Raw genomic sequence first — 26,961 nt, forward strand, 5'->3', positions numbered from 1 at the left:
GGGCTTGCCGACAAACTATCGAGCGCGCGGTTGGCTGGTAATAGGGTGTCGAGAATTGACGGCCAGTCCCGCAAAGCCGACGCCGATGATCGGCCAACCGCAGGCGAGATTGTCCTCAAAATTCGGGCGCTCCTGATCCGGCGGGAGAATGGCGTTCCACGCCGCCGGTCCGAGTTCGGAACACGACTTCCCTTCATGGAAGACTGAGCTTGGCAGTGCGGCCACCATCCACGACAAAGACCTGGCCGGTGACGAATGCGGCCTCGTCGGAGGCAATCCATGCGACCATAGCCGCAACTTTCTCAACACGGCCGGTCCAGCTCGTTCAAGAAGACATTCGGCGAACAGGCAGGGTGCCAACCGAGCGCGCATTGCGCAGTGAATTCTGCCAAAGCTGGCGCCACGCGCCTGAGTTTCGCCATTTGCCGTGGAAGGCATCCTCTCGTCCATTAGGCTTCCTCTGGTCAAGTGCTTGGCAAATACGCCGGGCGGTTTTCTGCCACCCGCCGCCGGCAGCTCCTGCTGCCTAGCTACAAGGACGGTTCAAAAGGCGTGCCAACTGAGCAGAAGGAGCGTCAGAAAAAAGTTTCTGCGGATTATTCAAAGCCTTAAATGAGAGTACATCAGCAGCGAAGCCGACCGCCACCGTGTCACGGACTCGACAAAATCGACAATTGGTTTCGGCACGCGGGTCGTCCCCACGGCATGGTGTGGTGACGAAGTCGCTCGCGAGCGCGCCCTCAATAGCGCAGGAGCGGACGAGCGGCGTTGGGGCGCGCTATTTACATGCTCGTACCAGATTGTTCCTTTTTCGATCTGCTCGACCAAAGGCGCCCCAAGCTTCTCTCTCAACGTTTCGAAGTCGGACTCTTCCTGTCCGGTCGCAATGTCTCGTCCAGAAAGGTCCGTAAAAGGTGTCGTTGCGGTCTCTACGCCTTTCATCGCAGCGAGAAGTTCCCTCGCCTGCTTGCCAAACTCTGTCATTTTCGGCGGTTCCGCTAAGGCATGGGACGACTGCACGCACCATTGATCGCATTTTCTTCCTGATCTCGTCCCGGAATGGCGAGCGGCCACGAAGCTCTCATTCGAGACCAAGGATTTTTAGACGAATTCACTCCCTGCAAACGTCATTCCGAACCCGTGATGCCGATAACCGCAACCGATGTGCCTCTGGCCCCTCAAAGGTGCGCCGGGCGCGAGCTCTAACTTCAGGCGTTCAGCTCCTCGGCCGAGATTTTCCGCAACAACTCGCGCAGCCGCTCCGCCCCTGGCGACAGGACGCGGTTCTCGTTCCACGTCAGATAGTACCCTCCCGGGGCGTCCAGCTTGAGGTCGGTAATCCTGACGAGCTTGCCCTCTTCGACCGATGTTCGCACCAGCCGGTGCCAGCCCACGGCAACGCCCTGATCAGCCTGCGCGGCTTGCAAAGCCACGAAGAACTTGCTGAACCTATGGCCACGAAGCGGCCCGTAGGGAATCCCCGCGCGGCGCAGGACCTCGTCCCAGCCGGCCCAATCGGATTGGATCCCTTCAACGTGCAGGAGTGGCAATTTGGGCAAGCATTTGGCGGTCGCATCGCTGTGCTCCTGAGCGAAGCCCGGACCGCAGACCGGGTAGATGACATCGCCAAACAACAGTTCCGCTGTCTCGTCAGGCCATAAGCCGAAGCCATAGCGGATGCGCAGCTCGACTTCAGCGCGTAGATAGTCGCGCGAACTGTCGGAGATCACATGGTCGACTGTGATATCTCCATGCTGTGCCCAAAAGCGCGGCATGCGCGGCATTAGCCACATCGAGGCGAACGCATCGGTGGAGGCAATCGTGACATTCCGGAAACGATCGCCGCGTTTAATGGCCCCGACGACATCGGACGCCTGGGAAAAACTGCTGGCCAGCACGCTGTAGAGTTCTTTGCCGGCACTGGTAAGTATCACGCTGGTTCCAGGCCTCACAAACAACGGAACGCCGAGTTCGTCCTCAATGGCTTTGATTTGCCGACCGATCTCTCCCGCCGTTACGTTTAGCTCGGAAGCCGCAAGGTTGAACGAGAGATGGCGTGCCGCGGCCTCGAATCCCACGAGGGCAGTGAGGGATGGGAGATCATAAAAGCGATAAACCATCGAACAGCCCAATCAGATCGACATACAGTGCATTCAGGCCGTGCCTCTGGACGAAAGGACCGCCGTCAACTTACAGAGGTTAAAGTCATCACCACTGGCCTCCATGACGCATTCCGGTCGCCCGCCGATGACAAAATCATCGATCCAAGTTGCGTGCCGATTGGCGCAACGTTTTGAGTTGCACCACTCGGACCGGCCCCGGCGACTGTTTCGTCCGCTTATCCTGCACCGTATGAGGAGGTATGAAGAAGCCCCCTCGCTCGCGTTATATCCGCTACCGTTTCCCTGCTGAGGTAGTCACGCGGGAGATCCGCCAAATGGTTCGCCATTGGGCGAGAAGTTCGGACTTAAAGCCTATAGGTATCGGTCTTGCCGCGCGCCACGATTGGCAAGGGCATGCCGTCGCTATTGCAGACGGTTGACAGCAGGTACATGCGCCTCGATCAGCGTACCGGGTTCAGCACCGCGCCACAGCCGCTTCGCGGGCGACTTCGAAAGCCCGCCTGACTGGTTCGCTAAAATGGTTGTAGGAAGTAAGCGGCAGGTAGTGTCAAATGAGTTGCCTGCCCACCTCATTACACTTGGCCAGGTGAGCGTAACTTGCTGCGAAACGCCCGAATTTGTGCTCGCCGCACGTAACCGGCTTGTAGCGAAGCGGGTTGCTGCCTGTGACACATGAGGCCAATGGTTCTATGGTCGCGTTGAAATCAGCGTCGATAAAGAAGGGGATTGAGTATCGCTCACGGCCCGAGATATTCACCACGCGGTGCATGTTCGCTAGGTAGACATTATTGGTGAGCCGCTGGATCAGATCGCCAATGTTGATTACGAACGCGCCGTGAATCGGAATCCCCTCGACCCAGTCGCCATCTCGATTCATGACCTGAAGACCACCCACGTCGTCCTGCGCCAGGATAGCCAGATTGCCGTAGTCCGTGTGGGCGCCAATGCCGATGATCTCTTCGCTGACAAAGCCACTCTGCGGCGGGTAATGGAGTAGGCGCTGAACGCTGATTGGATCCCGCATAAGGCTTTCGAAATGGCTTTCCGACAGGTCCAGACTGAGTGCAATGCCCTGCAAGAGTTTTTTCGCGAGGTCCACCATCTTTTGATGATACCCGTATGTCAGTTCCCGAAACTCGGGCAGACTTGAGGGCCACTGGTTGGGGCCAAAAAACGGACCTTCCAACGTGGAACGTTCAGGTCCGATATCAAAGCACTCCTTCAGGTCTTTCGTCTTCCCCGGATCGGTGTTTTCCCCGAACGGCTCAATGTATCCGCGAAAGGCGACATCGGACTTGCTAATATGCAATGTCATCTTCTGCGACATGGGCAGATCAAAGAAACGACGGCTCACATTGAACACCGAATCCACAAAATCCTGCGGAATACCGTGGTTCTTCACATACATGAAGCCAGTGTTCGACAACGCCCAACGTATCTCCTTCGCCACCCCCTGTTTGCTGCTGCCATCGAGTAGCGGCGATATATCAACCACGGGGATCTTGTCAAAGCTTTCGCGTTTCGCGTGCAGCTTGTCGTCCAGTCTCGCTACGATTTCCTTAGACATGAGTACACCTTTGTTTGACAATGGGAGTCGGCACAACGATTTCGGGCCATTCTCTTATTGACTGACAGCGTGAAGATACCATCGGGGCTTGGGTAGGCGGTGCCGAGCGTTCTTTCGGGATCCCGTGTTCGACAAGGTAGAAGAAACCGTACTCCTCGCAGGTCATGCGTAGACGCTCACGCTCTTCGTGTCGCGTTGCGTCGGCTGCCAATCTCGCCAGCGAGATTTGCGGTAACGTGGTCATGGCCGCTCCTCCGTTTGTGCGTTAGCCTCATGGGTCACCTGAAAAATCCAATAGTGCGCGTGCTCCTCGGCGACGTATCTGCCGTCGTTTAGACGCTGTGCCGGCACAAGAACGCCCGCATCCTGCAGACGCCGCACCTCCTGTTCGAAGGATGTGGCCTCCGCATAGCTCTTACGGGTGCTTGCGATGACGAACCCGTTTGGGCGCGTGACGCGAGCCAATTCGCGCAGCCCCTCCGGTCGGACATGCCCGAGCGTGAAGACGCCGCAGCAGACCGTTATGTCATAGCTTGCGCTGGAGTAGTCGGAGAGCGGCCCGTTGAGGTCGACATCGCCTCGAACATGGCGGTAGACGCGGGTTTGCCGGGCCTTTTCGGCCATCTCCTCGGAGAGGTCGATCCCGTCGATCAACCGGAAGCCGAGGCGTTCCAGTTCCACGCCGACGAGGCCGGTTCCGCAGCCAGCGTCCAGGATTGCAATGGTTGCTCGCTGACCGGCCAAATAGGCCGTCTGCACGGCGCCCGCCAGTTCCGCCACGATCATCGGCCCGCAGTACTCGTCGAGGCCGACATCCAGATCGTAGGAACTGGCCCATCGGCGATAGAAGTGGGCCAAGCGACCGACATCGCCGTTGAGGGCGTGGGAATCCTTGATGCGCTCTCGTGCGGCTTGCTCCAGTGCCGTCTGCTGATCGGGGGTGTTCATGCCAGTTCCTCCGTGTGGGGGCAGATGGTCATCCGGCGGCGCACCGGTCGGCACCTGCTGCCGTCTCGCAACCAGGGTTTCAAAACTCGTGCCAATTGGCCGAACAAGGCGAAGAAAGTATTTTTGTGATTGTTTTCAGCTGTTTGGCCTGAGGCAAAACAAGAAATTGGCTAAAGAAGCCAGTGTCGTGGACCCGACAAGGCTGACAGAATGTCTGATGGCGTCACCGGGTCCGCTGCACGTTGAGGGCGGCGGAGAGCCACAACGGCAGGCGACCACTTCTCCCGCAAACGGCAGGGCTGTCCGGGGAAACTGTCTGGGAATGAAATGCCGCGGGCCTATGCCCGTACGACGGTGGCTCCGGTTTTTCGAGACTCAGCGGGGGGACGAGGCATGCGGGCCACACTTAACATTCTTTGGCAGTGCCGACACCAATTGTCGGTTTTGTCGACACGGTGACACAGTGGCGTTCGGCTTGGCTGCTGTTGCGCTCCCATTAAGGCTTTGAATAATAGGAAGAACATTTTTTCTGATGCTCCTTCTGCTCAGTTGGCACGACTTTTGAATCTTCCTTGTAGCGAGGCAGTAGGAGTTGCCGGCGGGTGGCAGAAACGGCCCCTGCATCGGACTCACTGGAAAATCTTTGCGCGACGCCTTTGAACTTGAGTCAGATCGTACTGGCGTAGGGCGGAGGCTTGGCCACCCAACCGAGAAAGAGGCTTTAATGCAGATGCTCTCACCACGATTCAGAGTGAAACTTTGGACATCGAGTGGCGCGCCGGGTGCGGCCCAGGCGGCGGCCTTGAGCGATGTTGCGCATGGCCGTCAGATCAGGCCCACAGAGCCGTCCGCTCTGGTCGAGAAATTTGTCCATCGTATCGCGTACCGCACGCTCGAGGCGGTCGGCCATAAGGTGTCGGAGCCTTCGGAGGCAGAAGCGCAACTATCCATCTTGTGGTCCCACTGGGCGACGCCGACATCACCGCCCAAGACAGCGCTCGCATCGCCGACGCGGTGGATGGGCCGCGATCACGCGCAGGAATGTGTCCGGGTCAACCCGGCCTACCGCAACGAATTCGAGACGCCGATGCTGCGCACCGGCTTCGCCATACGCGGGCTGGACGTGAATACGGCGATGGCCGATCCGGACGACTCGGTGCCGATTGGTTGCGTCGCGCGGCCGGAAGACATCGCTGATGTTGTCCTGTTGTCGGCATCCGATGCCGCGCGTTACATGTGCGGCGTGTCTGTTGAGGTGAACGGCGGAAGGGCTGTCGCATGACGCGCTTCGCGGGAAAAGTCGCCCTAGTGACCGGCGCAAGTAGCGGCATTGGAGCGGCGATCGCCGACAGGCTTGCCAGCGAGGGAGCCAGGGTCTTTGCGGTTCAGCTCGAGGAGGCTGGCCGTGTAGAATCGATAGTCGCGGACCTTTGTGACCCCAACGTTCCGGCCATGATCATTGACGATGTCGTTCAACAGGCCGGCCGACTCGATATCCTCGTCAACAACGCTGGGCGCATGGTTGAAGCGAAGATAGATGAGACGGGGCTGGAGGAGTGGCGACGCACAATGGCGCTCAACCTTGACGCTCCTTTTCTGCTGATCCGTCACGCCATGCCTCATCTTTGCAGAAGCCGCGGTGCCATCGTCAATATCGGCTCGATAGAGGGATTGGCGTCCAACCCCGGGCACGCGGCCTATTGCGCCTCGAAGGCAGGGCTGCATGGCCTAACGCGTGCGGTGGCGGTCGATGGGGGGCCTGACGGGGTGCGTTGCAACGCCGTGGCTCCTGGCTGGATCGATACCGATCTCAACGTAAATTTCGTCGCCGCTTTGCCCGAGCAGGCGCGGGGGCGGCTTGGTGCCATTCATCCGTTGGGTCGAACCGGCCGTGTTGAGGAAGTCGCGGCTATGGTCACATGGATTGCCTCCGACGAGGCTGCATTCGTCACCGGCCAGATCTTTGTCGTGGATGGTGGCCGCACTGCCAAGCTAAGTCTTCCATGAGGGTAAGTCGCCTTCCGAAACTCCGACCCGGCGGCGTGGAGCGCCGTTCTCCTGCCGGATCAGGAGCACCTGGCTTTTGCGGACAGTCTCGCCTGCGATTGGCGGATCATCGGCGCCGCTCCGCGGAACTGGCGGCTGCTCGTTTGGTTCGCTGGGGATTGATCTTGCCGTTGGCGCGCAGGTCATAAAGCTGCTCCAGCCGCTTGGTGCCGAGGCTGCGCTGCAGTTGATCGAGACACGCCGGGCGGCACAATTGCGCAACATATGCCAAGAGCAGACCGACCTCAAAGCGAAGACATTTCAGGGGCAGGTCATGCCGCTTGTCCGTAGCTCCGGCCCAGTGCCCATTTTGTTTGGGCTTCCGACATTCTTGTCCAACTTCGGACAAATGAAGCTTTGGGGATGTTCTTCCGGCGGCGCCTCGTCGCTGCAAAAGCAATGTGATTGCATAGCCTTAAGTACTGGCGCGGCGCTTGCTTCAGACTCTCTGGGCTCAGAGAAAACACTATGAGACTAGGGACAAGGCCATTGCTGACACCGCGAAGCTCCATACAAACGCCTAAAAAACTGTCCCCATTTCCGCTGAACATCGGGACATGGTCCATTCCAGAGGTCCGTGCTCGGTAGCTATGTTGCCCAGGATTTGTCCGAGGCCGACGCGCCAAGGCGTAGCGCTCGCCGATTTGCCGCTGACCGATCTTCATCCAAATGTGCGTGCCGAAAAAGTCCCTCGAAGGGCCAACCAAGGCAAGGTCGGTGTCTCACTCGCAACCTTTTCCAACGCGCTGAACCAGCTCTACGAGCCGGGGCTCTCACGCATACTCACAGTTGACGCATCACACGGCTATTTCGACGCGGACACTTCCGATCACCACCACCTTGTTCGTCGAGGACGAGAAGCGGATTGTGATGTCCCTTCCAGCGCCATCGGCGTAGAAGGCCTGCCCGAGTGGCCCGAAGGCACCCAGATCACCCATGCCGACTGGTTTTTCGGGTGACGACGAGGAGGAGCCAAGACGTCCCTTGCAATAGGATGCCAAACGACGGGAACCGCAAAGCATCATCGTATCTCCCGCCAGTTTAATTCTAGCTGATTAATTTACATGACCTGCATGATCAAAATTGCTCCAATATTAGAGTAGAATTCGCCCGCTGTGATAGCAAATCGACCGGCGCTCGATGCCGAACGTATCGCAGCGTGCTTGGCAGACAAGAAACCGGGCGAATTCTTTCTCGTGGATGCTAATTGCGGCATGACAGTGGAGACGGCCCTGAGAATGCTGCGGTTGCTACCGCACGGTCTCGACTTCGTCTTGGAGGCACCTTGCGCGACGTGGCGCGAGTGTGTCTCGCTACGTCGAAGGACTGGCGTTCCGATAATCTTCGATGAGCTCGCGACGAACGACGCGTCAATCGTCCAGACAATCGCCGACGATGCGGCAGACGGTATTGGCCTCAAGATTGCGAAGGCCGGTGGTCTCACACATGGCCGGCGACATCGCGATATTTGCCGTGCTGCAGGCCTCACTATGAGTGTCCAGGACACCGCGGGCTCGGCCATCGCGTTCGCCTCAATCGTTCATCTCGGCGCGACCGTACCGACGCGTCTACTGCGGGCGTAGCGAATACTGATGATATGGTTACGTTGAAAACAGCCACGTTCAACGCGCGATTTGGCGACGGGGGAGTTATCCCGCCGGACCTGCCGGGGCTTGGAATCGAAGTCGACCGCGCCGTTCTCGGCGAACCTCTCACGGTTTGGGGCCACTAGTACCGTTTTACAGTGATTTTGACTGGTTGATTTGCAGCCATTGCAAGATGGGCAGCTGATGGGGCGGAACGAGAACCTCGATGCTTCGGGATGCGCCGGGTTGACGACGAATGAGCCCATTTCGTTCGAGCGTCATGATCATCTGGTGGACTGAGGGCGGGCTGACGCGAAAATGGCGTTTGATATCGGCCTCGGCGGGCGGGCGTCGAAACATGTGCGAATAGGTCTAGATGAAGGCTAGGTACTGGCCTTGCTTTTCGGTGAAGCCCTGGTCGATGGGCCGGTGCGCAGCGCCTGAATTTTGACTCATCTGTTGATTCGTCCCGGGCCTCCAACGAGGAGGCTGCGATGATTACGTTACCGGGTCGAAGTGAGCCAAGCCGAGCGTGCTGAACTGAACACGATGCTGAGCGGCGGCAAGCATGCCGCCCGCAAGCTCAAACGAGCCCAAATCCTGCTGGCCACCGATGCGGGAAGCAGCGACGAGGAGATCGTCCGGGTCGTGGCGGTGAGCGGCTCCACCGTCTGTCGAACCAAGCGACGCTTTGTGGAAGGCAATCCGGAATATGCGCTGAGCGAGGAGCCGGGCAAGGAGGAAGCCTTGCTGGTGGCGACGGCCTGCGCGAACCCGCCTGCTGGCCGCGCTCGCTGGACGTTGGAGCTGCTGGCCGACGCCATGGTCAAGCTCACCGATCACGACAGCCTGTCGCACGAGACGGTGCGCCGCCGGCTGGCCGAGAACAGCCTCAAGCCCTGGCGCAGGGACGTGTGGTGCATTCCCCAGGTCAATGGCGAGTACGTGGCACGCATGGAAGACGTGCTCGATCTCTATGCCGAAGCGCCCGATCCCGAGCGCCCGGTGGTCTGCTTCGACGAGACCCGGTGCAGCTCATCGGCGAGGTCCGCCAACCCATCCCGGCCGAGCCGGGCCAGCTTGAGCGCTACGACTAGGAGTACCGCCGCAACGGTACCGTCAATCTCTTTGTCCTTGTCGACGTCAACCGGCCTTGGCGAAAGGTCAAGGTCACCCAACGGCGCGCGGCACGAGACTACGCCCATTGCATGCGCGACCTCGTCGATGTCCACTATCCCGAGGCCACCTGCATTCGCCTCGTGCAGGACAATCTGTCGACCCACTCGGCCGGGGCCCTCTACGAAGCCTTCCCGCCGGCCGAAGCGCGCCGCATCCTGCGCCGCCTCGAATTCCACTACACGCCCAAGCACGCCAGCTGGCTCAACATGGTCGAGATCGAGATCGGCGTCCTCAACGGCCAGTGCCTGCACCGACGTCTCGACGACGCCAGACGCCTTCTCAGCGAGATCGCCGCCTGCGAGCATCAGCGAAATGCCACCGGTGCCCAAATCAACTGGATGTTCACAACCGAAAAGGCCCGAGCCAAGATGGGCCGCGCCTATCCGCTAACAGTCAAAGAGTCAGAACCTCGGTGAAACGGTACTAGCAGGCTTCTCTGATTGGGGTCGGTGAGGTCAACTTTTCCTGTCTTTTCCGGACGATGTCGCCCCGTGGGTCACTCGCTTCTCTTCGCGGTCGGCGCCGGGCCGAGCATCCGCCGATAAGCCTCTCGTCTCTGATCATCGTTTACTGCATGATCCAAACGTTGCTCCAATTTCCGAGTAAAAGGTGCACTCTTTGCATGGTAGAGCGTAGGTCCTGTAAATTCATTCAGCTAGAATTTATCTGCCGTCAGATACGATGATGCTTTGCGGCTCCTATCCGTTGGCATCTCATTGCAAGGGGCGTCTTGGCTCCTCGTCTTCGCCACCCGAACAACCAGTCGGTATGGGTGAAATGGGTGCCTTCCTGTAGCGCGACAATCTGGGAGAGAAGCCGTATTGCCTCACGTAACGATGTTCCTCGAGATTCGAGCGTTGCCTCATTCATTTTGCTCCCGGCTTGGGGCTAAGGAGGCCGGGCGCGGAGATGGCCGGGTTTCGCAGCGCCCGGCCTCCTTCGCGAGCGCCACGGCGCCTCAGTGTGGCCCTGCGATCTCCAGGATCGGCGGCTCCTTGATCAAGGGGCCAAACAGCAACGCGTCCGCCTGTTCGCTGCGCCAGACCTTCAGACGACGCTGAAGCGTTCGAAGCAGTTTGTCCGGGTAATCGCCGGGATACTCGGCCTGCAGTCGTGACAGAAGTTCGCTGCCGGTTCGCCATGGTTCGGCTTCGAACCAATTTCGTAAGTCCGCAGTCGCCTTGACGAGAGGGTCAGGACGCCGCCGCCCCCTTTTGGCTTTCACAATCGGGCGATCCGTCGGCCGGATAGCTCCGTCCTTCCAAGCAGTCCGCAAACTCGCCAGGAAAAGGTCGATTGGCTGAGCTGTTCCGTCAGGGCGCATGGCCGGCGGAGTATCGGCAAGCGCAGCGAGTCGCTCCTGCACGGCGCGGATATCGCGCAACAGCAGGACAGGATCGAGCCCGGCGTAGATTTCCTGCAGACGGGAGCGGACTGCATCTGAGGTGCGAGGGTCGGCAACCAGACGCTGATGCGGCGTAGCTGGCGGACTATACGTCTTGCGCACACGCGCGCCGTCGCGCTGCTTCGCGATCAACTTGAACGATGGCTGAAAGAAGTTCACGAACAGCCGCGCTGACCGGTAGAGCTTCGCTAGCAGCGTGGCGGCCTCCAGCCCCTCGAACCGACGATATCCGACCATCCTACGCACCACGGCGCCATTCTTCTGCTCGACAAAGGCCTGGTCATTCTTGCGGTAGGGGCGGCAGCGCGTGAAGACGATGTTGGCGGCGACGCAATAGGCCTTCAGCGTCTCGTTCATGAAAACGGTGTCGTTGTCCGTATCCAGGCCGAGAAGCGCGAAGGGCAGTTGCTTGCGCAATTCTGTGAGCACCGTGCTCAACAGCGTCTGTTCGCGAACCAGCAGCGGCGCACATTCCGTCCAGCCGGTCGCGATGTCGGTGAGCACGAGGGTTTGGATGAAGCTGCCGCGAGCCGAAGGGCCGCTATGGGCCACGAGGTCCGCCTCAACGAAGCCTGGCGCTGGATCGTCCCAATCCGCCGACGTTCTAATGGGAATGCTCCGTCGCAGGGCATGCGCTGCAGGCCGTCGTCGGGGACGTCCCAAGCCTTCTCGGATCGGTCCCAACGTCCTGTCGATCGTGGCCGCGCTCATCGCCAGCAATTTGCCCCGGATTTCGGGCGCCAGGTCAAAATGACCGTGCCGTTCCATCGCCTCGAGAAGGATGGGCAGCAACGCCTTCAGCCGCTTGCCGCAGACGCGGTCGGACGCCTCCCAGAGCAATATGAGCGCATTGCGTTCCGCTTCATCATAAATCCGCGGCCGCGCTCGCCGGCCTGCAAACGGCCCCTCACCGCGTCGTAGCAGCCGCATCGCGTGCTTGCGGTGAAAGCCCGTGACGACGACGAACTCATCCAAAATTCTCGCCTTCTCCGCTCGCGTCGAAGCACGATAGCGCTCTGAAACCGCCGTCGTCAGTTCTTTCCTTGTCGCCATGCTCAGCCGTCCCATAGTCGCCCCTGCTCTTACCCCTCGGTAGGGAGCAACTTATGTGAGGCAACGGTTGAACATTCAGGAACATTTTCGACGAGGCAATGCGGGCGCAAGGGGTTTGTCGGTTTGATTGTCGCGGCGCGTCAATCAGGGGTTTGCTGGCGTTGCGTATGACGCGGGGCGTACGGGCATAGGCCCGCGGCATTTCATTCCCAGACAGTTTCCCCGGACAGCCCTGCCGTTTGCGGGAGAAGTGGTCGCCTGCCGTTGTGGCTCTCCGCCGCCCTCAACGTGCAGCGGACCCGGTGACGCCATCAGACATTCTGTCAGCCTTGTCGGGTCCACGACACTGGCTTCTTTAGCCAATTTCTTGTTTTGCCTCAGGCCAAACAGCTGAAAACAATCACAAAAATACTTTCTTCGCCTTGTTCGGCCAATTGGCACGAGTTTTGAAACCCTGGTTGCGAGACGGCAGCAGGTGCCGACCGGTGCGCCGCCGGATGACCATCTGCCCCCACACGGAGGAACTGGCATGAACACCCCCGATCAGCAGACGGCACTGGAGCAAGCCGCACGAGAGCGCATCAAGGATTCCCACGCCCTCAACGGCGATGTCGGTCGCTTGGCCCACTTCTATCGCCGATGGGCCAGTTCCTACGATCTGGATGTCGGCCTCGACGAGTACTGCGGGCCGATGATCGTGGCGGAACTGGCGGGCGCCGTGCAGACGGCCTATTTGGCCGGTCAGCGAGCAACCATTGCAATCCTGGACGCTGGCTGCGGAACCGGCCTCGTCGGCGTGGAACTGGAACGCCTCGGCTTCCGGTTGATCGACGGGATCGACCTCTCCGAGGAGATGGCCGAAAAGGCCCGGCAAACCCGCGTCTACCGCCATGTTCGAGGCGATGTCGACCTCAACGGGCCGCTCTCCGACTACTCCAGCGCAAGCTATGACATAACGGTCTGCTGCGGCGTCTTCACGCTCGGGCATGTCCGACCGGAGGGGCTGCGCGAATTGGCTCGCGTCACGCGCCCAAACGGGTTCGTCATCGCAAGCACCCGTAAGAGCTATGCGGAGGCCACATCCTTCGAACAGGAGGTGCGGCGTCTGCAGGATGCGGGCGTTCTTGTGCCGGCACAGCGTCTAAACGACGGCAGATACGTCGCCGAGGAGCACGCGCACTATTGGATTTTTCAGGTGACCCATGAGGCTAACGCACAAACGGAGGAGCGGCCATGACCACGTTACCGCAAATCTCGCTGGCGAGATTGGCAGCCGACGCAACGCGACACGAAGAGCGTGAGCGTCTACGCATGACCTGCGAGGAGTACGGTTTCTTCTACCTTGTCGAACACGGGATCCCGAAAGAACAGATATCAGAGGCCATCCAGGCTTCCCGGCGGTCCTTCGCGTTGCCACATTCGACAAAGGAACGTTATGGTCACGCAGGCCAAGACGTGTACCCCGCTACCGCCCGTGGATACAGTCCGTTGCACGGCGAGGTGCTACATCCCCAAGCTGGCCCCGATCCAAAGGAAATGTTCGATCTCGGAATCGAGAACGAAGGCGACCGGCGTCCGTTTGCCGGACGCACGCGCCTTCCGGACGACACGTTGGCTCCTGGTTTCGCTCGAAGCCTGCTTGCTTTGCAGGCTACCGTGGTCAACGAGGTTGTGCCGCAGCTCGGGACCGCGCTAGCCGACCTGCTCGATATGGAAGAGGGCTGGTTCCGACGCCATTTCAACCCGCCGACGGTCCTGCAACGCGTGATCCGATATCCATCTACTGGCGGCACGGCCGGAAAGCATACCGACAATGGGTTCTTCACGCTGCTGCTGCAGGAGGAACTCCCGACTCGCTCCTTGCAGGTGTGGTTCGGGGGGCGCTGGGTGCCGGCGCCGAGCTTGCCCGATAGTCTCGTTGTCAATCTGGGCGACATGCTTCAGGCCTTGAGCGATGGCCGATTCAAGAGCACGCCCCATCAGGTCGTGCACACCGGTCCGGCCGAACGAATTTCCCTTCCATTCTTTATCTATCCCGACATCGACGCTCGCCTGACTTCCCGGCAAGGGAAGCACACCTTCAGCGTCGCGGAAGTGATGTTGCGCAACTTCGAGTCAATCTGGGAAACCGGGAATGGCGCCGGGCGCGCGCGCGAGTTGCAGTAGGTCGTTCGGTTTTCTCGAGAAGGAGATTAGAACATGCTAAGGGCAAAGCAATGTCCAGAATCCGGAGGGAACGACAGTGCATGTCGACGCCCGGCGCGTTCCAGGCGGCTTCAAGATCTTTGCGCGAGGACCGTGAAGTCCGGACCGCATCGACCGGTTCCACGCGCTGGACCTCGCTCAGGCGAGCCTCGCAGCTGTCCACGCGCGTGAGTGTCGCTTCCCAGCTCTCGAGCTGAACCGCAATGAGGCGGTCTTCGGGGTCGCAGGCCGCTAGCGCGCCTGCTGCAGGTCCAACTCGATCATCTGCCGGCCTCGCTCTTCAGTTGCATCCGTTCAGCCTCCAATGCCGCTTCGATCGCCATCGGCGCGGCCGCCTCCAAGGCTTCGCGGATCACCGCCGCATCGGTGCGAAAGCCGTTGAAGACTAAGGACGGGCCGCCAATCGCACCACGGTCATAACGTCTATGATGGGTTGCCAAATCGACGGATGGCTCCCCGCCAAGCCACTCGATCAGCAGATTGACCTCGCCGCATGAATCGATAAACCTCAACTTGCCGGAGGCTGCTCCGCCAAATTCCGACACGATCCGCTACGGCACCTTTTCCAAAAAACTCAACCGTCTGATTGGTTTTTTTCCGATCCGAGTTTCGGTATGGGATGCTAAAATAGCGCACAGGGAAGTGGCATTTCAAATCCAACCAATTGACTCAGGCTAAAACGCGCCTCCGACATGTCGTTCGATTCCTGATTCCACCAGGAGTCTGCGCTGGGGCGGGAGCCCAATGAGAAGAGGGAACTAGGCTATAAAGTCGTTGTTTCGCTCTGTTCTGCTGGGTTGTGTGCCGAGCGCGCCCACTGCATTTGCCAGTGAAAAAGTTGTACCGCCTTACGATGGCATCACAGAAAACTTGATGCAGACCTACCTTGTCGTAGAGGGCTCACGGGAGCTCGGGTTTGATGTAGGGGATCAAGTTCAGCTTCAGGTCCAGCTTGTTTATGTTGCGATTGACCTGCCACTGAACTTTCATCCAGCGGCGATTAGAGCCTCGACCGTTTTTGCTCCGATACCATTCTCTGGACCGCCGGAAGGTGGAGTTTCCCGGCTTTCTCACGACGGCGGGCTGGCGGCGCCATCGAGATTGAGCAACGAGATCGGGGCCTTGTGCCCGATCGCCCCATGCGGGCGCACCTCGTTGTAGTATCTGCGCCAATCCTCCAACTTTTCGGCGGCGTCGGCAAGAGTCAGGAACCAGTGGGCGTTCAGGCACTCCGCCCTGAAGCGGCCGTTGAAGGCTTCGATGTAGGCGTTGTCGGTGGGCTTTCCCGGCCTGCTGAAGTCGAGCGTCACGCCTTTCGCGTAGGCCCATAGGTCGAGGTCGCGGGAGACGAACTCGGAGCCTTGGTCGACGCGGATCGTCTTCGGATAGCCGATCTTCGGACAGACCTGTTCCAGTGCCCTGACCATATCCTCTGCCCGATAGCTGAACCGCGGGTCGAGCACAGGCACATAGCGGGAGAACGTGTCGACGACCGTCAGCACACGGATCTTCTTGCCCGTCGCGAGCTGATCGTGGACGAAGTCCATCGCCCAGACGTCGTTCGGGCCGACGGCTTCCTCACGGCCTTCCCGCAGCTTCGCCTTCACACGCCGCTTCGGCGTCTTGTTCCTGAGCTGCAGGCCCAAGTCCCTGTAAATTCGATAGGTTCGCTTCATGTTATGTTCCAGCCCTCGCGCGTGAGCATTACGTGCACGCGCCGGTATCCGTAGCGGACCCGTGTAGGCGCAGATTTCCTTGATCCGAGCTTCGATGCCGGCCTGATCGCGGCGGCGGGACTTGTAGTGATAGGTCGACGTGTCGAACTCCAGAACCCGGCATGCCCGTCGGATCGACAAGTTCCACTCATCACACGTCTCCGCCACCAGCTCGCGTTTGCGACCAGGCCTCACAGTTTTCGGCGAATGACGTCCTGCAGCATCTCCTTGTCCAAGGAGAGATCGGCCACCAGCGTCCTGAGCTTGCCGTTCTCGTCCTCAAGCTGCTTCAGCCGCTTCATCTCGGTCGGCAGCAGTCCGTCGTATTTCTTCTTCCAGTTGAAGTACGTCGCCTGGCTAATCCCCGCCCGACGACAGATCTCCGCGACGGGGATTCCGTCCGATCCCTGCTTCAGAATGAACGCCTTCTGCGCGTCCGAGAACTTCGATGCCTTCATCGTCTTCCGCTCCTCTCCCGATCGGGAAATTACAGCGGAAAACTCCACTTTCGAACGATCCAGTTTTCAGGGATCAGAGCACTCTCTCGTGCTCTCAATTGCTTCGTCCACGATCACCTCTTATTGGGGCCACCGGCGCTGATGCGGGGCGCGAGGGGCCGCAGGTTATTCCTGTCGCCAAGGGCCGAAAATGGTGTGATCGACCAATCGATTAAGTCGACAGCATCCTGAAGTATGGCCTTGGTCTCAGCAAAGCTGGGTGAAACGGCGATGACATGTCCGATGCAGTCTAGGCAATTGCCTTTCCTGACGATCTGCGTGTTGGGTTCAACAAACAACTTAACCGCGGCGACACCTGAGACGGCAGCCGCCCGACTGTGGCCATCAATCCAATCAAGGGTGCCATCGCGATCAGGAACTAGGAAGCGCACGGCCGCAGTGTCTGAATGGCTTCTGCGCAAATTCCATTCGTCACCAATTACAAGTTTGATGTGCTCTGTGACGAGATCGACACCGTAAGCCAGCTGAACCAGTTCAGGACTGGGCGAACCCGCAAGACGAGGATTGACTTCAATGACGATTGGACCGAGCTTCGTCCATCGGAGTTCAATATTCGTTGGGCCCCAGCCAAGGCCGAGACCTGCCAAACAGCTCAGCGAAACATCGGCGATGCGCTCATGCTCGTCATCGGTCAGCACTGCCGGATAGGTGCACTCACGATAGACGAAATGCGGGGGGCGGTCGAAGTCAAGGGCCGCAATCGCAATGACCTCATTTCCCATTATGTCAATGGTATAATGAGCGCCTTGTGCGAATTCTTCGACCAGTATCCTTGGCGAAGAACGCCATATGTGCTTCCCGCCTAACAGATAGGCCGTATGTTCAGCCAACTCATCTAGACTGCGGCACAATCGGACCCCCGTGCTGCCGCTGCCTACAGCTGGCTTAACAATCACCGGCAGGCCGATTTCCGCGGCAGCGCTTTCCACATCCGTCGCATCCGTCGCCACGCGATAAGCAGGTATTGGAACGCCGGCCTGCGCGAGGAGCTGACGCTGAGTAACTTTATCGCAGCATTGTTCAATCGGCTCGGGGTTCGGTCCGTGTAGATCGAAGTACCGGCTGAGCTTGCCAGCCGTCGAATAGAACAACTCCACTGCGGACGTGATGCCAGCAATGTCATAGGTCGCATTTAGCCGGGAGCATTCCCGGATCAGCGCATCGAGATTTTCTGTATCGACACGGACTACCTCAATTCCTTCCGCCGCAAGATAGTCGTACCGAGAATCAGCCGACAGTGTAATTGGTTGAAGATCAAGACGCTTGGCCGCTTGGACGTATTGGACATGTAGAGGCATATTACTTCCGCCTTCAACCAGTATGAGCGCTCTTCTTGGCATTATCGACCTCCGTTGCGTGCTGTGCGGGCGGGCGAGCGTACATGGCATAACCTCTTTCAGCCGTGCCTGACCTCAGACCTTGCGGTGAAGGTATCAGTGTCAGCGATCTGCGGTCGCAAAGATTGTGTGATTTTATTTGAAGGATCGTAAGCGGTGCGCCAAGGCACCTTGCAATAGGCCGATGAACATGGAGTTTTCGGGCCATGACATTGGAACATGCAAGGGGCGATCTGGTCGCCGAGTTAAGCGGTGCCGCGGCGGCCGAAGATCTTACAAAGGTGCCCAGGCGCGTGCGGCAGCGGAGGCTATGGAGTTGCACCAAGAAGCGCGCGTTGGTCGACCTGGCGAGCGCGGCGGGGTCGTCGGTGACGGAGGTCGCGGAAGCGTTCGGCGTAGCTTCATCCCAGCTCTATGCCTGGCGCAAGCAGATGGCCGGCGGCGAACTCGATACCGATCAGGCGATGGCAACTTTCGCGCGGATCGAAGTGAACGATCTGCCCGAGGTCGAGCGTCCCGTCGCCGATTGCCCGGACCCGGCCGGCAGGATCGTCGTGGCCTTTCCGAACGGCGCGATTGCGGATCGACGGGACCGTCGATCCGACGGCGCTGCGTATCGTCCTGTCGGAGTTGACCAGGTGATCACGGTGGTGCCGGCCGACCGGATTTACCTTTGCTGCGGCGCGACCGACATGCGTCGCGGGATCAACAGCCTGGCGCGGATGGTGCAGCAGGTGCTCGCGCTCGACCCGCACACCGGCGCGATCTTCTGCTTCCGTGGACACAAGGGTCATATCATCAAGATTCTGGCGCATGACGACCAGGGGTTCTGCCTTTTTACAAAGCGGCTTTCCGAGGGTTGTTTTGCCTGGCCAACCACCAAGGATCAGGCCGCCGTGTCGCTGACCAAGGCGGAGCTTTCGCTGCTTCTGGAGGGGATCGACTGGCGCCGGCCGAACAAGATTTATCGACCGCGTCTGGCCGGCTAAATTCGGTCGTTTCTCATTGATTTTGTCTCGATTTTGCTTCCGTAACGGAGGTCTTTCGGATATGTAATTTGGGTGTCGGAACAAGCTCCCTCAATCGCTGATTTCCTCGCCCGGATCGCCTTTCTGGAGGCGGCCGTTTCCGCCCGTGACACCACCATCGCCGGCGATGAGCAGCTGCGAAGAGAGCGCGCCGAGGCCGCGCTTCGCATCCAGCGCCTGCAGCTGCGGATCGATCGTTCAACCGCAAGGCCTTCGGCCGCTCGTCCGAGAAGCTGGGCCAGATGCGGCTCGAACTCGAAGATCTCGAGACCGATTTCGCCGCCAGCGTGCCCGATCTCGAACTGCCCATCGTCGCTGACACCGACAAGGTCCGAGTGTTGCCAGTGCGCAAGCTCAACCCGAACCTGCCGCGCAATCGGATCGTTCGCGAGCTCTCTTGCGAATGCTGCCCGGGCTGCGGTGGCGACATGCGCGCCATGGGCGAAGATAGTGAGGAGATGCTCGATCTGGTCGCCCAGGCCTGGCAGGTGATCGAGACCGTTAGACCCAAGTACAGCTGCCGGACCTGCGATAAAATCATCCAGGCGCCGGTACCAGCCAAGGCCATTGCTCGCGGCAAGCTCAGCTATGCCGCGCTCGCCCATATCATGATGGCCAAGTGGGGTTATAATCTGCCCTTCTACCGTCAGGCCCAGATGATAGCCGCCAAGGGCATCGATATCGAGCGATCCACGCTTGCGCGCAGCGCCGGCTACGCCGCCGCCTTGCTCGATCCGATCTACAATCGCATCCGTGAGATCGGCCGTACCCGCAGCAAGATTCACACCGACGACACGCGGCTTCCGATCCTGGCGCCAAGCACCGGCAAGACGCACAAGGGCGCGCTCTGGGTTTACGTCGCCGACGATCGCAACTCGGGTTCGAAGGAGCCGCCAATCGCCTGTTATCGCGCCACCATGGGCCGCGCCGGCGAGAGCGTTATGAGTGAGCTCGCCGGATTTGCCGGCACGCTCCAGGCCGACGGCTTCAGCGGCTACAATCAGCTCTACAAGGGCGGCGCCATTCGCGAAGCTGCCTGCCTGGCCCATCTGCGTCGCAAGATATTTGACGTTCACGACAGCCAGCCGACCGAGCTCAGCACGACGGCCATGGCCGGTATCCAGGCGATCTACCGGATCGAGGAAGGAGATACGCGGGCTCCCGCCCGCCGAGCGATTGGCCGCACGACGAAGTCGGACCCGACCACTGGTCCGGGCGATGCGACGACAGCTTATGCGTAAGCGGTGCGCCAAGGCACCTTGCAATAGGCTGATAAACATGGAGCTTTCGCGCCATGACATTGGAACATGCGAGGGGCGATATGGTCGCCGAGATCAGCGGCGGCGCGCCGGCCGAAGATTGTGCAGCGATGCCCGGGCGCGTGCGGCAGCGAAGGCTGTGGAGTTGCACTGAGAAGCGCGCGCTGGTCGACCTGGCGAGCGCGGCGGGGTCGTCGGTGCCTGAGGTCGCGGAGGCGTTCGGCGTAGCTCCATCCCAGCTCTATGCGTGGCGCAAGCAGATGGCCGGCGGCGAACTCGAGGCCGATCGGGCGATGGCAACTTTCGCGCGGATCGAAGTGAACGATCTGCCCGAGGTCGAGCGTCCCGTCGCCGATTGCCCGGACCCGGCCGGCAGGATCGTCGTGGCCTTTCCGAACGGCGCGCGCTTGCGGATCGACGGGACCATCGATCCGACGGCGCTGCGTATCGTACTGGCGGAGTTGACCAGGTGATCACGGTGGTGCCGACCGACCGGATTTACTTGTGCTGCGGTGAGACCGATATGCGCCGCGGGATCAACAGCCTGGCGCGGATGGTGCAGCAGGTGCTCGCGCTCGACCCGCATTCCGGCGCGATCTTCTGCTTCCGTGGACGCAAGGGTCATATCATCAAGATTTTGGCGCATGACGACCAGGGGTTCTGCCTTTTTACAAAACGCCTTTCCGATGGGTGTTTCGCTTGGCCGACTACCAAGGATCAGGTGACCGTGTCGCTCACTAAGGCACAGCTTTCCCTACTTTTGGACGGGATCGATTGGCGCCGGCCGAACAAGATTTATCGACCGCGTCTGGCCGGCTAAATTAGGCCGTTTCTCATTGATTTTGTGTCGATTTTGCTTCCGTAGACGAGGTCTTTCGGGTATGTAATTTGGGTGTCGGAACAAGCTCCCTCCATCGCTGATTTCCTCGCCCGGATCGCCACTCTGGAGGCGGCCGTTTCCGCCCGTGACACCGCCATTGCCGAACGCGATGAGCAGCTGCGAAGAGAGCGCGCCGAGGCCGCGCTTCGCATCCAGCGCCTGCAGCTGCGGATCGATCGCTTCAACCGCAAGGCCTTCGGCCGCTCCTCCGAGAAGCTCGGCCAGATGCAGCTCGAACTCGAAGATCTCGAGATCGATTTCGCCGCCAGCGTGCCCGATCTCGAACTGCCTATCGTCGCGGACAGCGACAAGGTGCGGGTGTTGCCGCTGCGTAAGCTTAACCCCAACCTGCCGCGCAAGCGGGTCGTTCGCGAGCCGTCTTGCGCATGCTGCCCGGGCTGCGGCGGCGATCTGCGCGCCATGGGCGAAGATAGCGAGGAGATGCTCGATCTGGTCGCCCAGGCCTGGCAGGTGATGGAGACCGTTCGACCCAAGTACAGCTGCCGGACCTGCGATAAAATCATCCAGGCGCCGGCACCAGCCAAGGCCATTGCTCGCGGCAAGCTCAGCTATGCCGCGCTCGCCCATATCATGATGGCCAAGTGGGGTTATCATTTGCCCTTCTACCGTCAGGCCCAGATGATGGCCGCCAAGGGCGTCGATATCGAGCGATCCACGCTTGCGCGCAGCGCCGGCTACGCCGCCGCCTTGCTCGATCCGATCTACAACCGCATCCGTGAGATCGGCCGTACCCGCAGCAAGATTCACACCGACGACACGCGGCTTCCGATCCTGGCGCCCAGCACCGGAACGACGCACAAGGGCGCGCTCTGGGTTTACGTCGCCGACGACCGCAACTCGGGTTCGCAGGAGCCGCCGATCGCCTGGTATCGCGCCACCATGGGCCGAGCCGGCGAGAGCGTGATGACCGAGCTCGCCGGATTTGCTGGCACTCTTCAGGCCGACGGTTTTAGCGGCTACAATCAGCTCTACAAGGGCGGCGCCATTCGCGAAGCCGCCTGCCTGGCCCATCTGCGTCGCAAGATATTCGACGTTCACGACAGCCAGCCGACCGAGCTCAGCACGACGGCCATGGCCGGTATCCAGGCGATCTACCGGATCGAGGAAGAGATACGTGGGCTGCCGCCCGCCGAGCGATTGGCCGCTCGACGAAGGCGTACCCGACCACTGGTCCGCGCGCTGCGACGACAGCTCATGCGCCAGGGCAAGGGTTTGTCGCGCCATGCCGATATCGCCAAGGCCTTCGCCTACGGCGCCAAGCGATGGCGCGCGTTCAATCGCTTCCTCTACGATGGCCAGCTCGAGCCCGACAACCTGATCGCGGAGCGCGCCATTCGTGGATTTACGGTCGGAAGGCGCAACTGGCTTTTCTCGGGTAACTTTGCCGCGGCAGAGCGGTCAGCGGTCGTGCTCAGCATCATCGAGACCTGCAAGCTCGGCGGCGTCGATGCCGAAGCCTACATGGCCGATGTCACCGAGCGCATCCAGAACGACTGGCCAGCCTCGCGCTGGGACGAGCTGATGCCATGGAACTGGGCGCGCCGCGAAGAGATGCCGCTCCCGTTGGCGGCATGAGCGCGCTCGATGCCACGGCGCTGTCGGACGAGGCGCTCGAGGCCTGGATGGCTGCCAAGACCAACCGCCCGCTGGTGCGGACGATATCGGCGCTGGATGGCTTCGTAACGGCGGCGGTCACTGGGCCGCGCTACCCGGACCCGCAAGACTGGATGTGCCCGCTCATGGGGTTGCGGCGCGACGTCGTGGCCAAAGGCTCTGCAGCCGATCACGCCGTGTTTGCCAGCGTCGCCAGGATCCACAACCGGATCAACGAGACGCTCTTCGACAGACCGCAGGATTATGCGCCCCGCTTCGCAACCAAGCCCAGCGGCGGCATCGACCCGCGGCCGTGGTGCCAGGGGTTCTACGCGGCCATCAATCTCAACATCAAAAAATGGAAATCGCTACTCGACCTCAACAACCCCAACCACGGTCTGCTGCTGCCGATCCTGATCTACTGCGTCGACAAAAAGGGCAGGCCCGTCCTCGGCAAGCCCAGGCCGGGGCCCGAGACCGCGCGCTTCATCGAGCACGAGGCGTACAAAGACATCGCCCTCGTCATCCCCGCCCTGCGCGAACTCCACTACGTCACCCGTTATGACGCTCCGAAGTGATCGGCGCCGGCGCGCCGACCAACGATCGATCTAACCATCAAGACGATTTCGGGACAGGTGCCTTGGCGCACCGCTTACGCTTATGCGCCAGGGCAACGGTTTGTCGCGCCATGCCGATATCGCGAAGGCCTTCGCCTATGGCACCAGGCGATGGCGCGCGTTCAATCGCTTCCTCTACGATGGCCAGCTCGAGCCCGACAACCTGATCGCGGAGCGGGCCATTCGTGGATTTACAGGCGGCCGACGCAACTGGCTTTTCTCGGGCAGCCTCGCGCGGCAGAGTCCCCGCCCTCCGCGAACTCCACTACGTCACCCATTATGACGATCCGGAGTGATCGGCGGCCTCGCGCGGACTAACGGCTGACCTACCATAGACGCATCACAAGACGATATTGGGAGGTGCCTTGGCGCACCGCTTACGAAGGATCTGTTGCAACCGTTTTTGCTTATGTGCGCTGTGGTACGGAGCGTCTCGACGGTTTTCGGTAAGCGGTGCGCCAAGGCACCTCCCAATATCGTCTTGTGATGCGTCTATGGTAGGTCAGCCGTTAGTCCGCGCGAGGCCGCCGATCACTCCGGATCGTCATAATGGGTGACGTAGTGGAGTTCGCGGAGGGCGGGGACTCTGCCGCGCGAGGCTGCCCGAGAAAAGCCAGTTGCGTCGGCCGCCTGTAAATCCACGAATGGCCCGCTCCGCGATCAGGTTGTCGGGCTCGAGCTGGCCATCGTAGAGGAAGCGATTGAACGCGCGCCATCGCCTGGTGCCATAGGCGAAGGCCTTCGCGATATCGGCATGGCGCGACAAACCGTTGCCCTGGCGCATAAGCGTAAGCGGTGCGCCAAGGCACCTGTCCCGAAATCGTCTTGATGGTTAGATCGATCGTTGGTCGGCGCGCCGGCGCCGATCACTTCGGAGCGTCATAACGGGTGACGTAGTGGAGTTCGCGCAGGGCGGGGATGACGAGGGCGATGTCTTTGTACGCCTCGTGCTCGATGAAGCGCGCGGTCTCGGGCCCCGGCCTGGGCTTGCCGAGGACGGGCCTGCCCTTTTTGTCGACGCAGTAGATCAGGATCGGCAGCAGCAGACCGTGGTTGGGGTTGTTGAGGTCGAGTAGCGATTTCCATTTTTTGATGTTGAGATTGATGGCCGCGTAGAACCCCTGGCACCACGGCCGCGGGTCGATGCCGCCGCTGGGCTTGGTTGCGAAGCGGGGCGCATAATCCTGCGGTCTGTCGAAGAGCGTCTCGTTGATCCGGTTGTGGATCCTGGCGACGCTGGCAAACACGGCGTGATCGGCTGCAGAGCCTTTGGCCACGACGTCGCGCCGCAACCCCATGAGCGGGCACATCCAGTCTTGCGGGTCCGGGTAGCGCGGCCCAGTGACCGCCGCCGTTACGAAGCCATCCAGCGCCGATATCGTCCGCACCAGCGGGCGGTTGGTCTTGGCAGCCATCCAGGCCTCGAGCGCCTCGTCCGACAGCGCCGTGGCATCGAGCGCGCTCATGCCGCCAACGGGAGCGGCATCTCTTCGCGGCGCGCCCAGTTCCATGGCATCAGCTCGTCCCAGCGCGAGGCTGGCCAGTCGTTCTGGATGCGCTCGGTGACATCGGCCATGTAGGCTTCGGCATCGACGCCGCCGAGCTTGCAGGTCTCGATGATGCTGAGCACGACCGCTGACCGCTCTGCCGCGGCAAAGTTACCCGAGAAAAGCCAGTTGCGCCTTCCGACCGTAAATCCACGAATGGCGCGCTCCGCGATCAGGTTGTCGGGCTCGAGCTGGCCATCGTAGAGGAAGCGATTGAACGCGCGCCATCGCTTGGCGCCGTAGGCGAAGGCCTTGGCGATATCGGCATGGCGCGACAAACCCTTGCCCTGGCGCATGAGCTGTCGTCGCAGCGCGCGGACCAGTGGTCGGGTACGCCTTCGTCGAGCGGCCAATCGCTCGGCGGGCGGCAGCCCACGTATCTCTTCCTCGATCCGGTAGATCGCCTGGATACCGGCCATGGCCGTCGTGCTGAGCTCGGTCGGCTGGCTGTCGTGAACGTCGAATATCTTGCGACGCAGATGGGCCAGGCAGGCGGCTTCGCGAATGGCGCCGCCCTTGTAGAGCTGATTGTAGCCGCTAAAACCGTCGGCCTGAAGAGTGCCAGCAAATCCGGCGAGCTCGGTCATCACGCTCTCGCCGGCTCGGCCCATGGTGGCGCGATACCAGGCGATCGGCGGCTCCTGCGAACCCGAGTTGCGGTCGTCGGCGACGTAAACCCAGAGCGCGCCCTTGTGCGTCGTTCCGGTGCTGGGCGCCAGGATCGGAAGCCGCGTGTCGTCGGTGTGAATCTTGCTGCGGGTACGGCCGATCTCACGGATGCGGTTGTAGATCGGATCGAGCAAGGCGGCGGCGTAGCCGGCGCTGCGCGCAAGCGTGGATCGCTCGATATCGACGCCCTTGGCGGCCATCATCTGGGCCTGACGGTAGAAGGGCAAATGATAACCCCACTTGGCCATCATGATATGGGCGAGCGCGGCATAGCTGAGCTTGCCGCGAGCAATGGCCTTGGCTGGTGCCGGCGCCTGGATGATTTTATCGCAGGTCCGGCAGCTGTACTTGGGTCGAACGGTCTCCATCACCTGCCAGGCCTGGGCGACCAGATCGAGCATCTCCTCGCTATCTTCGCCCATGGCGCGCAGATCGCCGCCGCAGCCCGGGCAGCATGCGCAAGACGGCTCGCGAACGACCCGCTTGCGCGGCAGGTTGGGGTTAAGCTTACGCAGCGGCAACACCCGCACCTTGTCGCTGTCCGCGACGATAGGCAGTTCGAGATCGGGCACGCTGGCGGCGAAATCGATCTCGAGATCTTCGAGTTCGAGCTGCATCTGGCCGAGCTTCTCGGAGGAGCGGCCGAAGGCCTTGCGGTTGAAGCGATCGATCCGCAGCTGCAGGCGCTGGATGCGAAGCGCGGCCTCGGCGCGCTCTCTTCGCAGCTGCTCATCGCGTTCGGCAATGGCGGTGTCACGGGCGGAAACGGCCGCCTCCAGAGTGGCGATCCGGGCGAGGAAATCAGCGATGGAGGGAGCTTGTTCCGACACCCAAATTACATACCCGAAAGACCTCGTCTACGGAAGCAAAATCGACACAAAATCAATGAGAAACGGCCTAATTTAGCCGGCCAGACGCGGTCGATAAATCTTGTTCGGCCGGCGCCAATCGATCCCGTCCAAAAGTAGGGAAAGCTGTGCCTTAGTGAGCGACACGGTCACCTGATCCTTGGTAGTCGGCCAAGCGAAACACCCATCGGAAAGGCGTTTTGTAAAAAGGCAGAACCCCTGGTCGTCATGCGCCAAAATCTTGATGATATGACCCTTGCGTCCACGGAAGCAGAAGATCGCGCCGGAATGCGGGTCGAGCGCGAGCACCTGCTGCACCATCCGCGCCAGGCTGTTGATCCCGCGGCGCATATCGGTCTCACCGCAGCACAAGTAAATCCGGTCGGTCGGCACCACCGTGATCACCTGGTCAACTCCGCCAGTACGATACGCAGCGCCGTCGGATCGATGGTCCCGTCGATCCGCAAGCGCGCGCCGTTCGGAAAGGCCACGACGATCCTGCCGGCCGGGTCCGGGCAATCGGCGACGGGACGCTCGACCTCGGGCAGATCGTTCACTTCGATCCGCGCGAAAGTTGCCATCGCCCGATCGGCCTCGAGTTCGCCGCCGGCCATCTGCTTGCGCCACGCATAGAGCTGGGATGGAGCTACGCCGAACGCCTCCGCGACCTCAGGCACCGACGACCCCGCCGCGCTCGCCAGGTCGACCAGCGCGCGCTTCTCAGTGCAACTCCACAGCCTTCGCTGCCGCACGCGCCCGGGCATCGCTGCACAATCTTCGGCCGGCGCGCCGCCGCTGATCTCGGCGACCATATCGC

At 60.7% G+C, this 26,961-nt stretch carries 31 protein-coding genes and 1 pseudogene; 15 read left to right on the plus strand and 17 right to left on the minus strand.

The genetic code is table 11. From position 1 onward, the window contains the following. Positions 1 to 193: 193 nt before the first annotated feature. The 6 genes from EB815_RS31700 to EB815_RS31725 all read right to left on the minus strand — a co-directional run bounded on the left by EB815_RS31700 (position 194) and on the right by EB815_RS31725 (position 4,638). Positions 194 to 289, minus strand: coding sequence for a hypothetical protein (locus EB815_RS31700; RefSeq protein ID WP_155767367.1), 96 nt, complete (start codon positions 287 to 289; stop codon positions 194 to 196). Between the two features lie 311 nt (positions 290 to 600). Next, the gene (locus EB815_RS31705) at positions 601 to 984 is read right to left on the minus strand and encodes a hypothetical protein (protein WP_065141597.1); all 384 of its coding nucleotides are present in this window, start codon (positions 982 to 984) and stop codon (positions 601 to 603) included. Between the two features lie 224 nt (positions 985 to 1,208). Further along, entirely contained in the window at positions 1,209 to 2,120 is a 912-nt protein-coding gene (locus tag EB815_RS31710; RefSeq protein WP_065005219.1) for a LysR substrate-binding domain-containing protein, read from the minus strand. Positions 2,121 to 2,670: 550 nt separating this feature from the next. After that, the gene (locus EB815_RS31715; protein WP_065005220.1) at positions 2,671 to 3,690 is read right to left on the minus strand and encodes an isopenicillin N synthase family dioxygenase; all 1,020 of its coding nucleotides are present in this window, start codon (positions 3,688 to 3,690) and stop codon (positions 2,671 to 2,673) included. Beyond that, positions 3,683 to 3,934, minus strand: a complete 252-nt coding sequence (locus EB815_RS31720; protein ID WP_171883334.1) for a 2-oxoglutarate and iron-dependent oxygenase domain-containing protein — start codon at positions 3,932 to 3,934, stop codon at positions 3,683 to 3,685. Before EB815_RS31720 ends, EB815_RS31715 begins: the two co-directional genes overlap by 8 nt. Further along, on the minus strand, positions 3,931 to 4,638 hold the full coding sequence (locus EB815_RS31725; protein WP_065141624.1) for a class I SAM-dependent DNA methyltransferase: 708 nt from the start codon (positions 4,636 to 4,638) through the stop codon (positions 3,931 to 3,933). Before EB815_RS31725 ends, EB815_RS31720 begins: the two co-directional genes overlap by 4 nt. A gap of 802 nt (positions 4,639 to 5,440) precedes the next feature. Between EB815_RS31725 and EB815_RS31730 the strand changes: the two genes are divergently transcribed. The 5 genes from EB815_RS31730 (at position 5,441) to EB815_RS31750 (ending at position 8,267) form a co-directional block, all read left to right on the plus strand. Then, positions 5,441 to 5,920, plus strand: coding sequence for an SDR family oxidoreductase (locus EB815_RS31730; RefSeq protein WP_065005240.1), 480 nt, complete (start codon positions 5,441 to 5,443; stop codon positions 5,918 to 5,920). Then, positions 5,917 to 6,645 carry an SDR family NAD(P)-dependent oxidoreductase gene (locus tag EB815_RS31735; protein ID WP_065005239.1) on the plus strand — a complete coding sequence of 243 codons (729 nt, stop codon included), beginning with the start codon at positions 5,917 to 5,919 and terminating at the stop codon, positions 6,643 to 6,645. Before EB815_RS31730 ends, EB815_RS31735 begins: the two co-directional genes overlap by 4 nt. A 76-nt stretch (positions 6,646 to 6,721) precedes the next feature. Further along, the gene (locus tag EB815_RS31740) at positions 6,722 to 7,156 is read left to right on the plus strand and encodes a hypothetical protein (protein ID WP_065141615.1); all 435 of its coding nucleotides are present in this window, start codon (positions 6,722 to 6,724) and stop codon (positions 7,154 to 7,156) included. Between the two features lie 172 nt (positions 7,157 to 7,328). Continuing rightward, positions 7,329 to 7,643, plus strand: coding sequence for a transcriptional repressor (locus EB815_RS31745; protein ID WP_155767372.1), 315 nt, complete (start codon positions 7,329 to 7,331; stop codon positions 7,641 to 7,643). A 156-nt stretch (positions 7,644 to 7,799) separates the two neighbouring features. Continuing rightward, positions 7,800 to 8,267, plus strand: coding sequence for an enolase C-terminal domain-like protein (locus EB815_RS31750; RefSeq protein WP_245303347.1), 468 nt, complete (start codon positions 7,800 to 7,802; stop codon positions 8,265 to 8,267). 156 nt (positions 8,268 to 8,423) lie between these two features. On the opposite strand, the gene EB815_RS34325 is transcribed toward EB815_RS31750, so the two are convergent. Then, on the minus strand, positions 8,424 to 8,630 hold the full coding sequence (locus tag EB815_RS34325) for a LexA family protein (RefSeq protein ID WP_348625443.1): 207 nt from the start codon (positions 8,628 to 8,630) through the stop codon (positions 8,424 to 8,426). 189 nt (positions 8,631 to 8,819) lie between these two features. Here EB815_RS34325 and EB815_RS31760 point away from each other — a divergent pair. After that, a pseudogene (locus tag EB815_RS31760) lies at positions 8,820 to 9,865 on the plus strand (IS630 family transposase). Positions 9,866 to 10,407: 542 nt separating this feature from the next. Here the strand turns inward: EB815_RS31760 and EB815_RS31765 are convergent. Further along, positions 10,408 to 11,922, minus strand: coding sequence for an integrase (locus EB815_RS31765; protein ID WP_065005558.1), 1,515 nt, complete (start codon positions 11,920 to 11,922; stop codon positions 10,408 to 10,410). Between the two features lie 514 nt (positions 11,923 to 12,436). Between EB815_RS31765 and EB815_RS31770 the strand changes: the two genes are divergently transcribed. Both EB815_RS31770 and EB815_RS31775 read left to right on the plus strand, forming a co-directional pair. Next, positions 12,437 to 13,144, plus strand: coding sequence for a class I SAM-dependent DNA methyltransferase (locus EB815_RS31770; RefSeq protein ID WP_065141624.1), 708 nt, complete (start codon positions 12,437 to 12,439; stop codon positions 13,142 to 13,144). Beyond that, entirely contained in the window at positions 13,141 to 14,073 is a 933-nt protein-coding gene (locus EB815_RS31775; protein ID WP_171883335.1) for an isopenicillin N synthase family dioxygenase, read from the plus strand. Before EB815_RS31770 ends, EB815_RS31775 begins: the two co-directional genes overlap by 4 nt. Positions 14,074 to 14,372: 299 nt before the next feature. On the opposite strand, the gene EB815_RS31780 is transcribed toward EB815_RS31775, so the two are convergent. From EB815_RS31780 to EB815_RS31790, 4 genes are all read right to left on the minus strand, one after another. Beyond that, on the minus strand, positions 14,373 to 14,657 hold the full coding sequence (locus EB815_RS31780; RefSeq protein ID WP_065005556.1) for a hypothetical protein: 285 nt from the start codon (positions 14,655 to 14,657) through the stop codon (positions 14,373 to 14,375). A gap of 525 nt (positions 14,658 to 15,182) precedes the next feature. Further along, positions 15,183 to 16,022 (minus strand): IS3 family transposase, encoded by an 840-nt coding sequence (locus tag EB815_RS31785; protein ID WP_348646009.1) that lies wholly within the window; start codon positions 16,020 to 16,022, stop codon positions 15,183 to 15,185. Further along, entirely contained in the window at positions 16,019 to 16,285 is a 267-nt protein-coding gene (locus tag EB815_RS33795; protein WP_065005549.1) for a transposase, read from the minus strand. Before EB815_RS33795 ends, EB815_RS31785 begins: the two co-directional genes overlap by 4 nt. A 113-nt stretch (positions 16,286 to 16,398) precedes the next feature. Further along, positions 16,399 to 17,685, minus strand: a complete 1,287-nt coding sequence (locus EB815_RS31790) for an ATP-grasp domain-containing protein (RefSeq protein ID WP_065005548.1) — start codon at positions 17,683 to 17,685, stop codon at positions 16,399 to 16,401. 203 nt (positions 17,686 to 17,888) lie between these two features. Between EB815_RS31790 and tnpB (EB815_RS34165) the strand changes: the two genes are divergently transcribed. The 7 genes from tnpB (EB815_RS34165) to EB815_RS31830 all read left to right on the plus strand — a co-directional run bounded on the left by tnpB (EB815_RS34165) (position 17,889) and on the right by EB815_RS31830 (position 23,363). Continuing rightward, a complete protein-coding gene (tnpB, locus tag EB815_RS34165; protein ID WP_348625444.1) occupies positions 17,889 to 18,671 on the plus strand; it encodes an IS66 family insertion sequence element accessory protein TnpB in 783 nt (260 codons plus the stop codon). A gap of 281 nt (positions 18,672 to 18,952) precedes the next feature. Next, positions 18,953 to 19,951, plus strand: coding sequence for an IS66 family transposase (tnpC, locus tag EB815_RS31805; protein WP_065005547.1), 999 nt, complete (start codon positions 18,953 to 18,955; stop codon positions 19,949 to 19,951). An 80-nt stretch (positions 19,952 to 20,031) separates the two neighbouring features. Continuing rightward, the gene (gene tnpA / locus EB815_RS31810) at positions 20,032 to 20,442 is read left to right on the plus strand and encodes an IS66-like element accessory protein TnpA (protein WP_065005555.1); all 411 of its coding nucleotides are present in this window, start codon (positions 20,032 to 20,034) and stop codon (positions 20,440 to 20,442) included. Continuing rightward, positions 20,439 to 20,789: an IS66 family insertion sequence element accessory protein TnpB gene (gene tnpB, locus EB815_RS31815; protein WP_023782575.1), complete on the plus strand. Its 351-nt coding sequence runs from the start codon at positions 20,439 to 20,441 to the stop codon at positions 20,787 to 20,789. The genes tnpA (EB815_RS31810) and tnpB (EB815_RS31815) overlap by 4 nt, the downstream gene beginning before the upstream one ends. 72 nt (positions 20,790 to 20,861) lie before the next feature. Then, positions 20,862 to 22,445, plus strand: coding sequence for an IS66 family transposase (tnpC, locus tag EB815_RS31820; RefSeq protein ID WP_065005554.1), 1,584 nt, complete (start codon positions 20,862 to 20,864; stop codon positions 22,443 to 22,445). Beyond that, the gene (locus EB815_RS31825; protein ID WP_245303377.1) at positions 22,397 to 23,041 is read left to right on the plus strand and encodes a UPF0149 family protein; all 645 of its coding nucleotides are present in this window, start codon (positions 22,397 to 22,399) and stop codon (positions 23,039 to 23,041) included. Before tnpC (EB815_RS31820) ends, EB815_RS31825 begins: the two co-directional genes overlap by 49 nt. Positions 23,042 to 23,123: 82 nt before the next feature. After that, entirely contained in the window at positions 23,124 to 23,363 is a 240-nt protein-coding gene (locus EB815_RS31830) for an IS66 family transposase (RefSeq protein WP_246740210.1), read from the plus strand. A gap of 261 nt (positions 23,364 to 23,624) precedes the next feature. On the opposite strand, the gene EB815_RS31835 is transcribed toward EB815_RS31830, so the two are convergent. The 5 genes from EB815_RS31835 to tnpA (EB815_RS31855) all read right to left on the minus strand — a co-directional run bounded on the left by EB815_RS31835 (position 23,625) and on the right by tnpA (EB815_RS31855) (position 26,956). Next, complete coding sequence (locus EB815_RS31835) at positions 23,625 to 23,864, minus strand: IS66 family transposase (RefSeq protein ID WP_246740210.1); 240 nt, start codon at positions 23,862 to 23,864, stop codon at positions 23,625 to 23,627. 82 nt (positions 23,865 to 23,946) lie between these two features. Further along, on the minus strand, positions 23,947 to 24,591 hold the full coding sequence (locus EB815_RS31840; RefSeq protein WP_245303377.1) for a UPF0149 family protein: 645 nt from the start codon (positions 24,589 to 24,591) through the stop codon (positions 23,947 to 23,949). Next, entirely contained in the window at positions 24,543 to 26,126 is a 1,584-nt protein-coding gene (tnpC, locus tag EB815_RS31845; protein WP_065005554.1) for an IS66 family transposase, read from the minus strand. Before tnpC (EB815_RS31845) ends, EB815_RS31840 begins: the two co-directional genes overlap by 49 nt. A 72-nt stretch (positions 26,127 to 26,198) precedes the next feature. Then, a complete protein-coding gene (gene tnpB / locus EB815_RS31850) occupies positions 26,199 to 26,549 on the minus strand; it encodes an IS66 family insertion sequence element accessory protein TnpB (protein ID WP_023782575.1) in 351 nt (116 codons plus the stop codon). Further along, positions 26,546 to 26,956, minus strand: a complete 411-nt coding sequence (gene tnpA, locus EB815_RS31855; RefSeq protein ID WP_065005555.1) for an IS66-like element accessory protein TnpA — start codon at positions 26,954 to 26,956, stop codon at positions 26,546 to 26,548. The genes tnpB (EB815_RS31850) and tnpA (EB815_RS31855) overlap by 4 nt, the downstream gene beginning before the upstream one ends. Positions 26,957 to 26,961: the final 5 nt, after the last annotated feature.

The organism is Mesorhizobium loti (assembly GCF_013170705.1).
Taxonomy (GTDB): Bacteria; Pseudomonadota; Alphaproteobacteria; order Rhizobiales; family Rhizobiaceae; genus Mesorhizobium; species Mesorhizobium loti_D.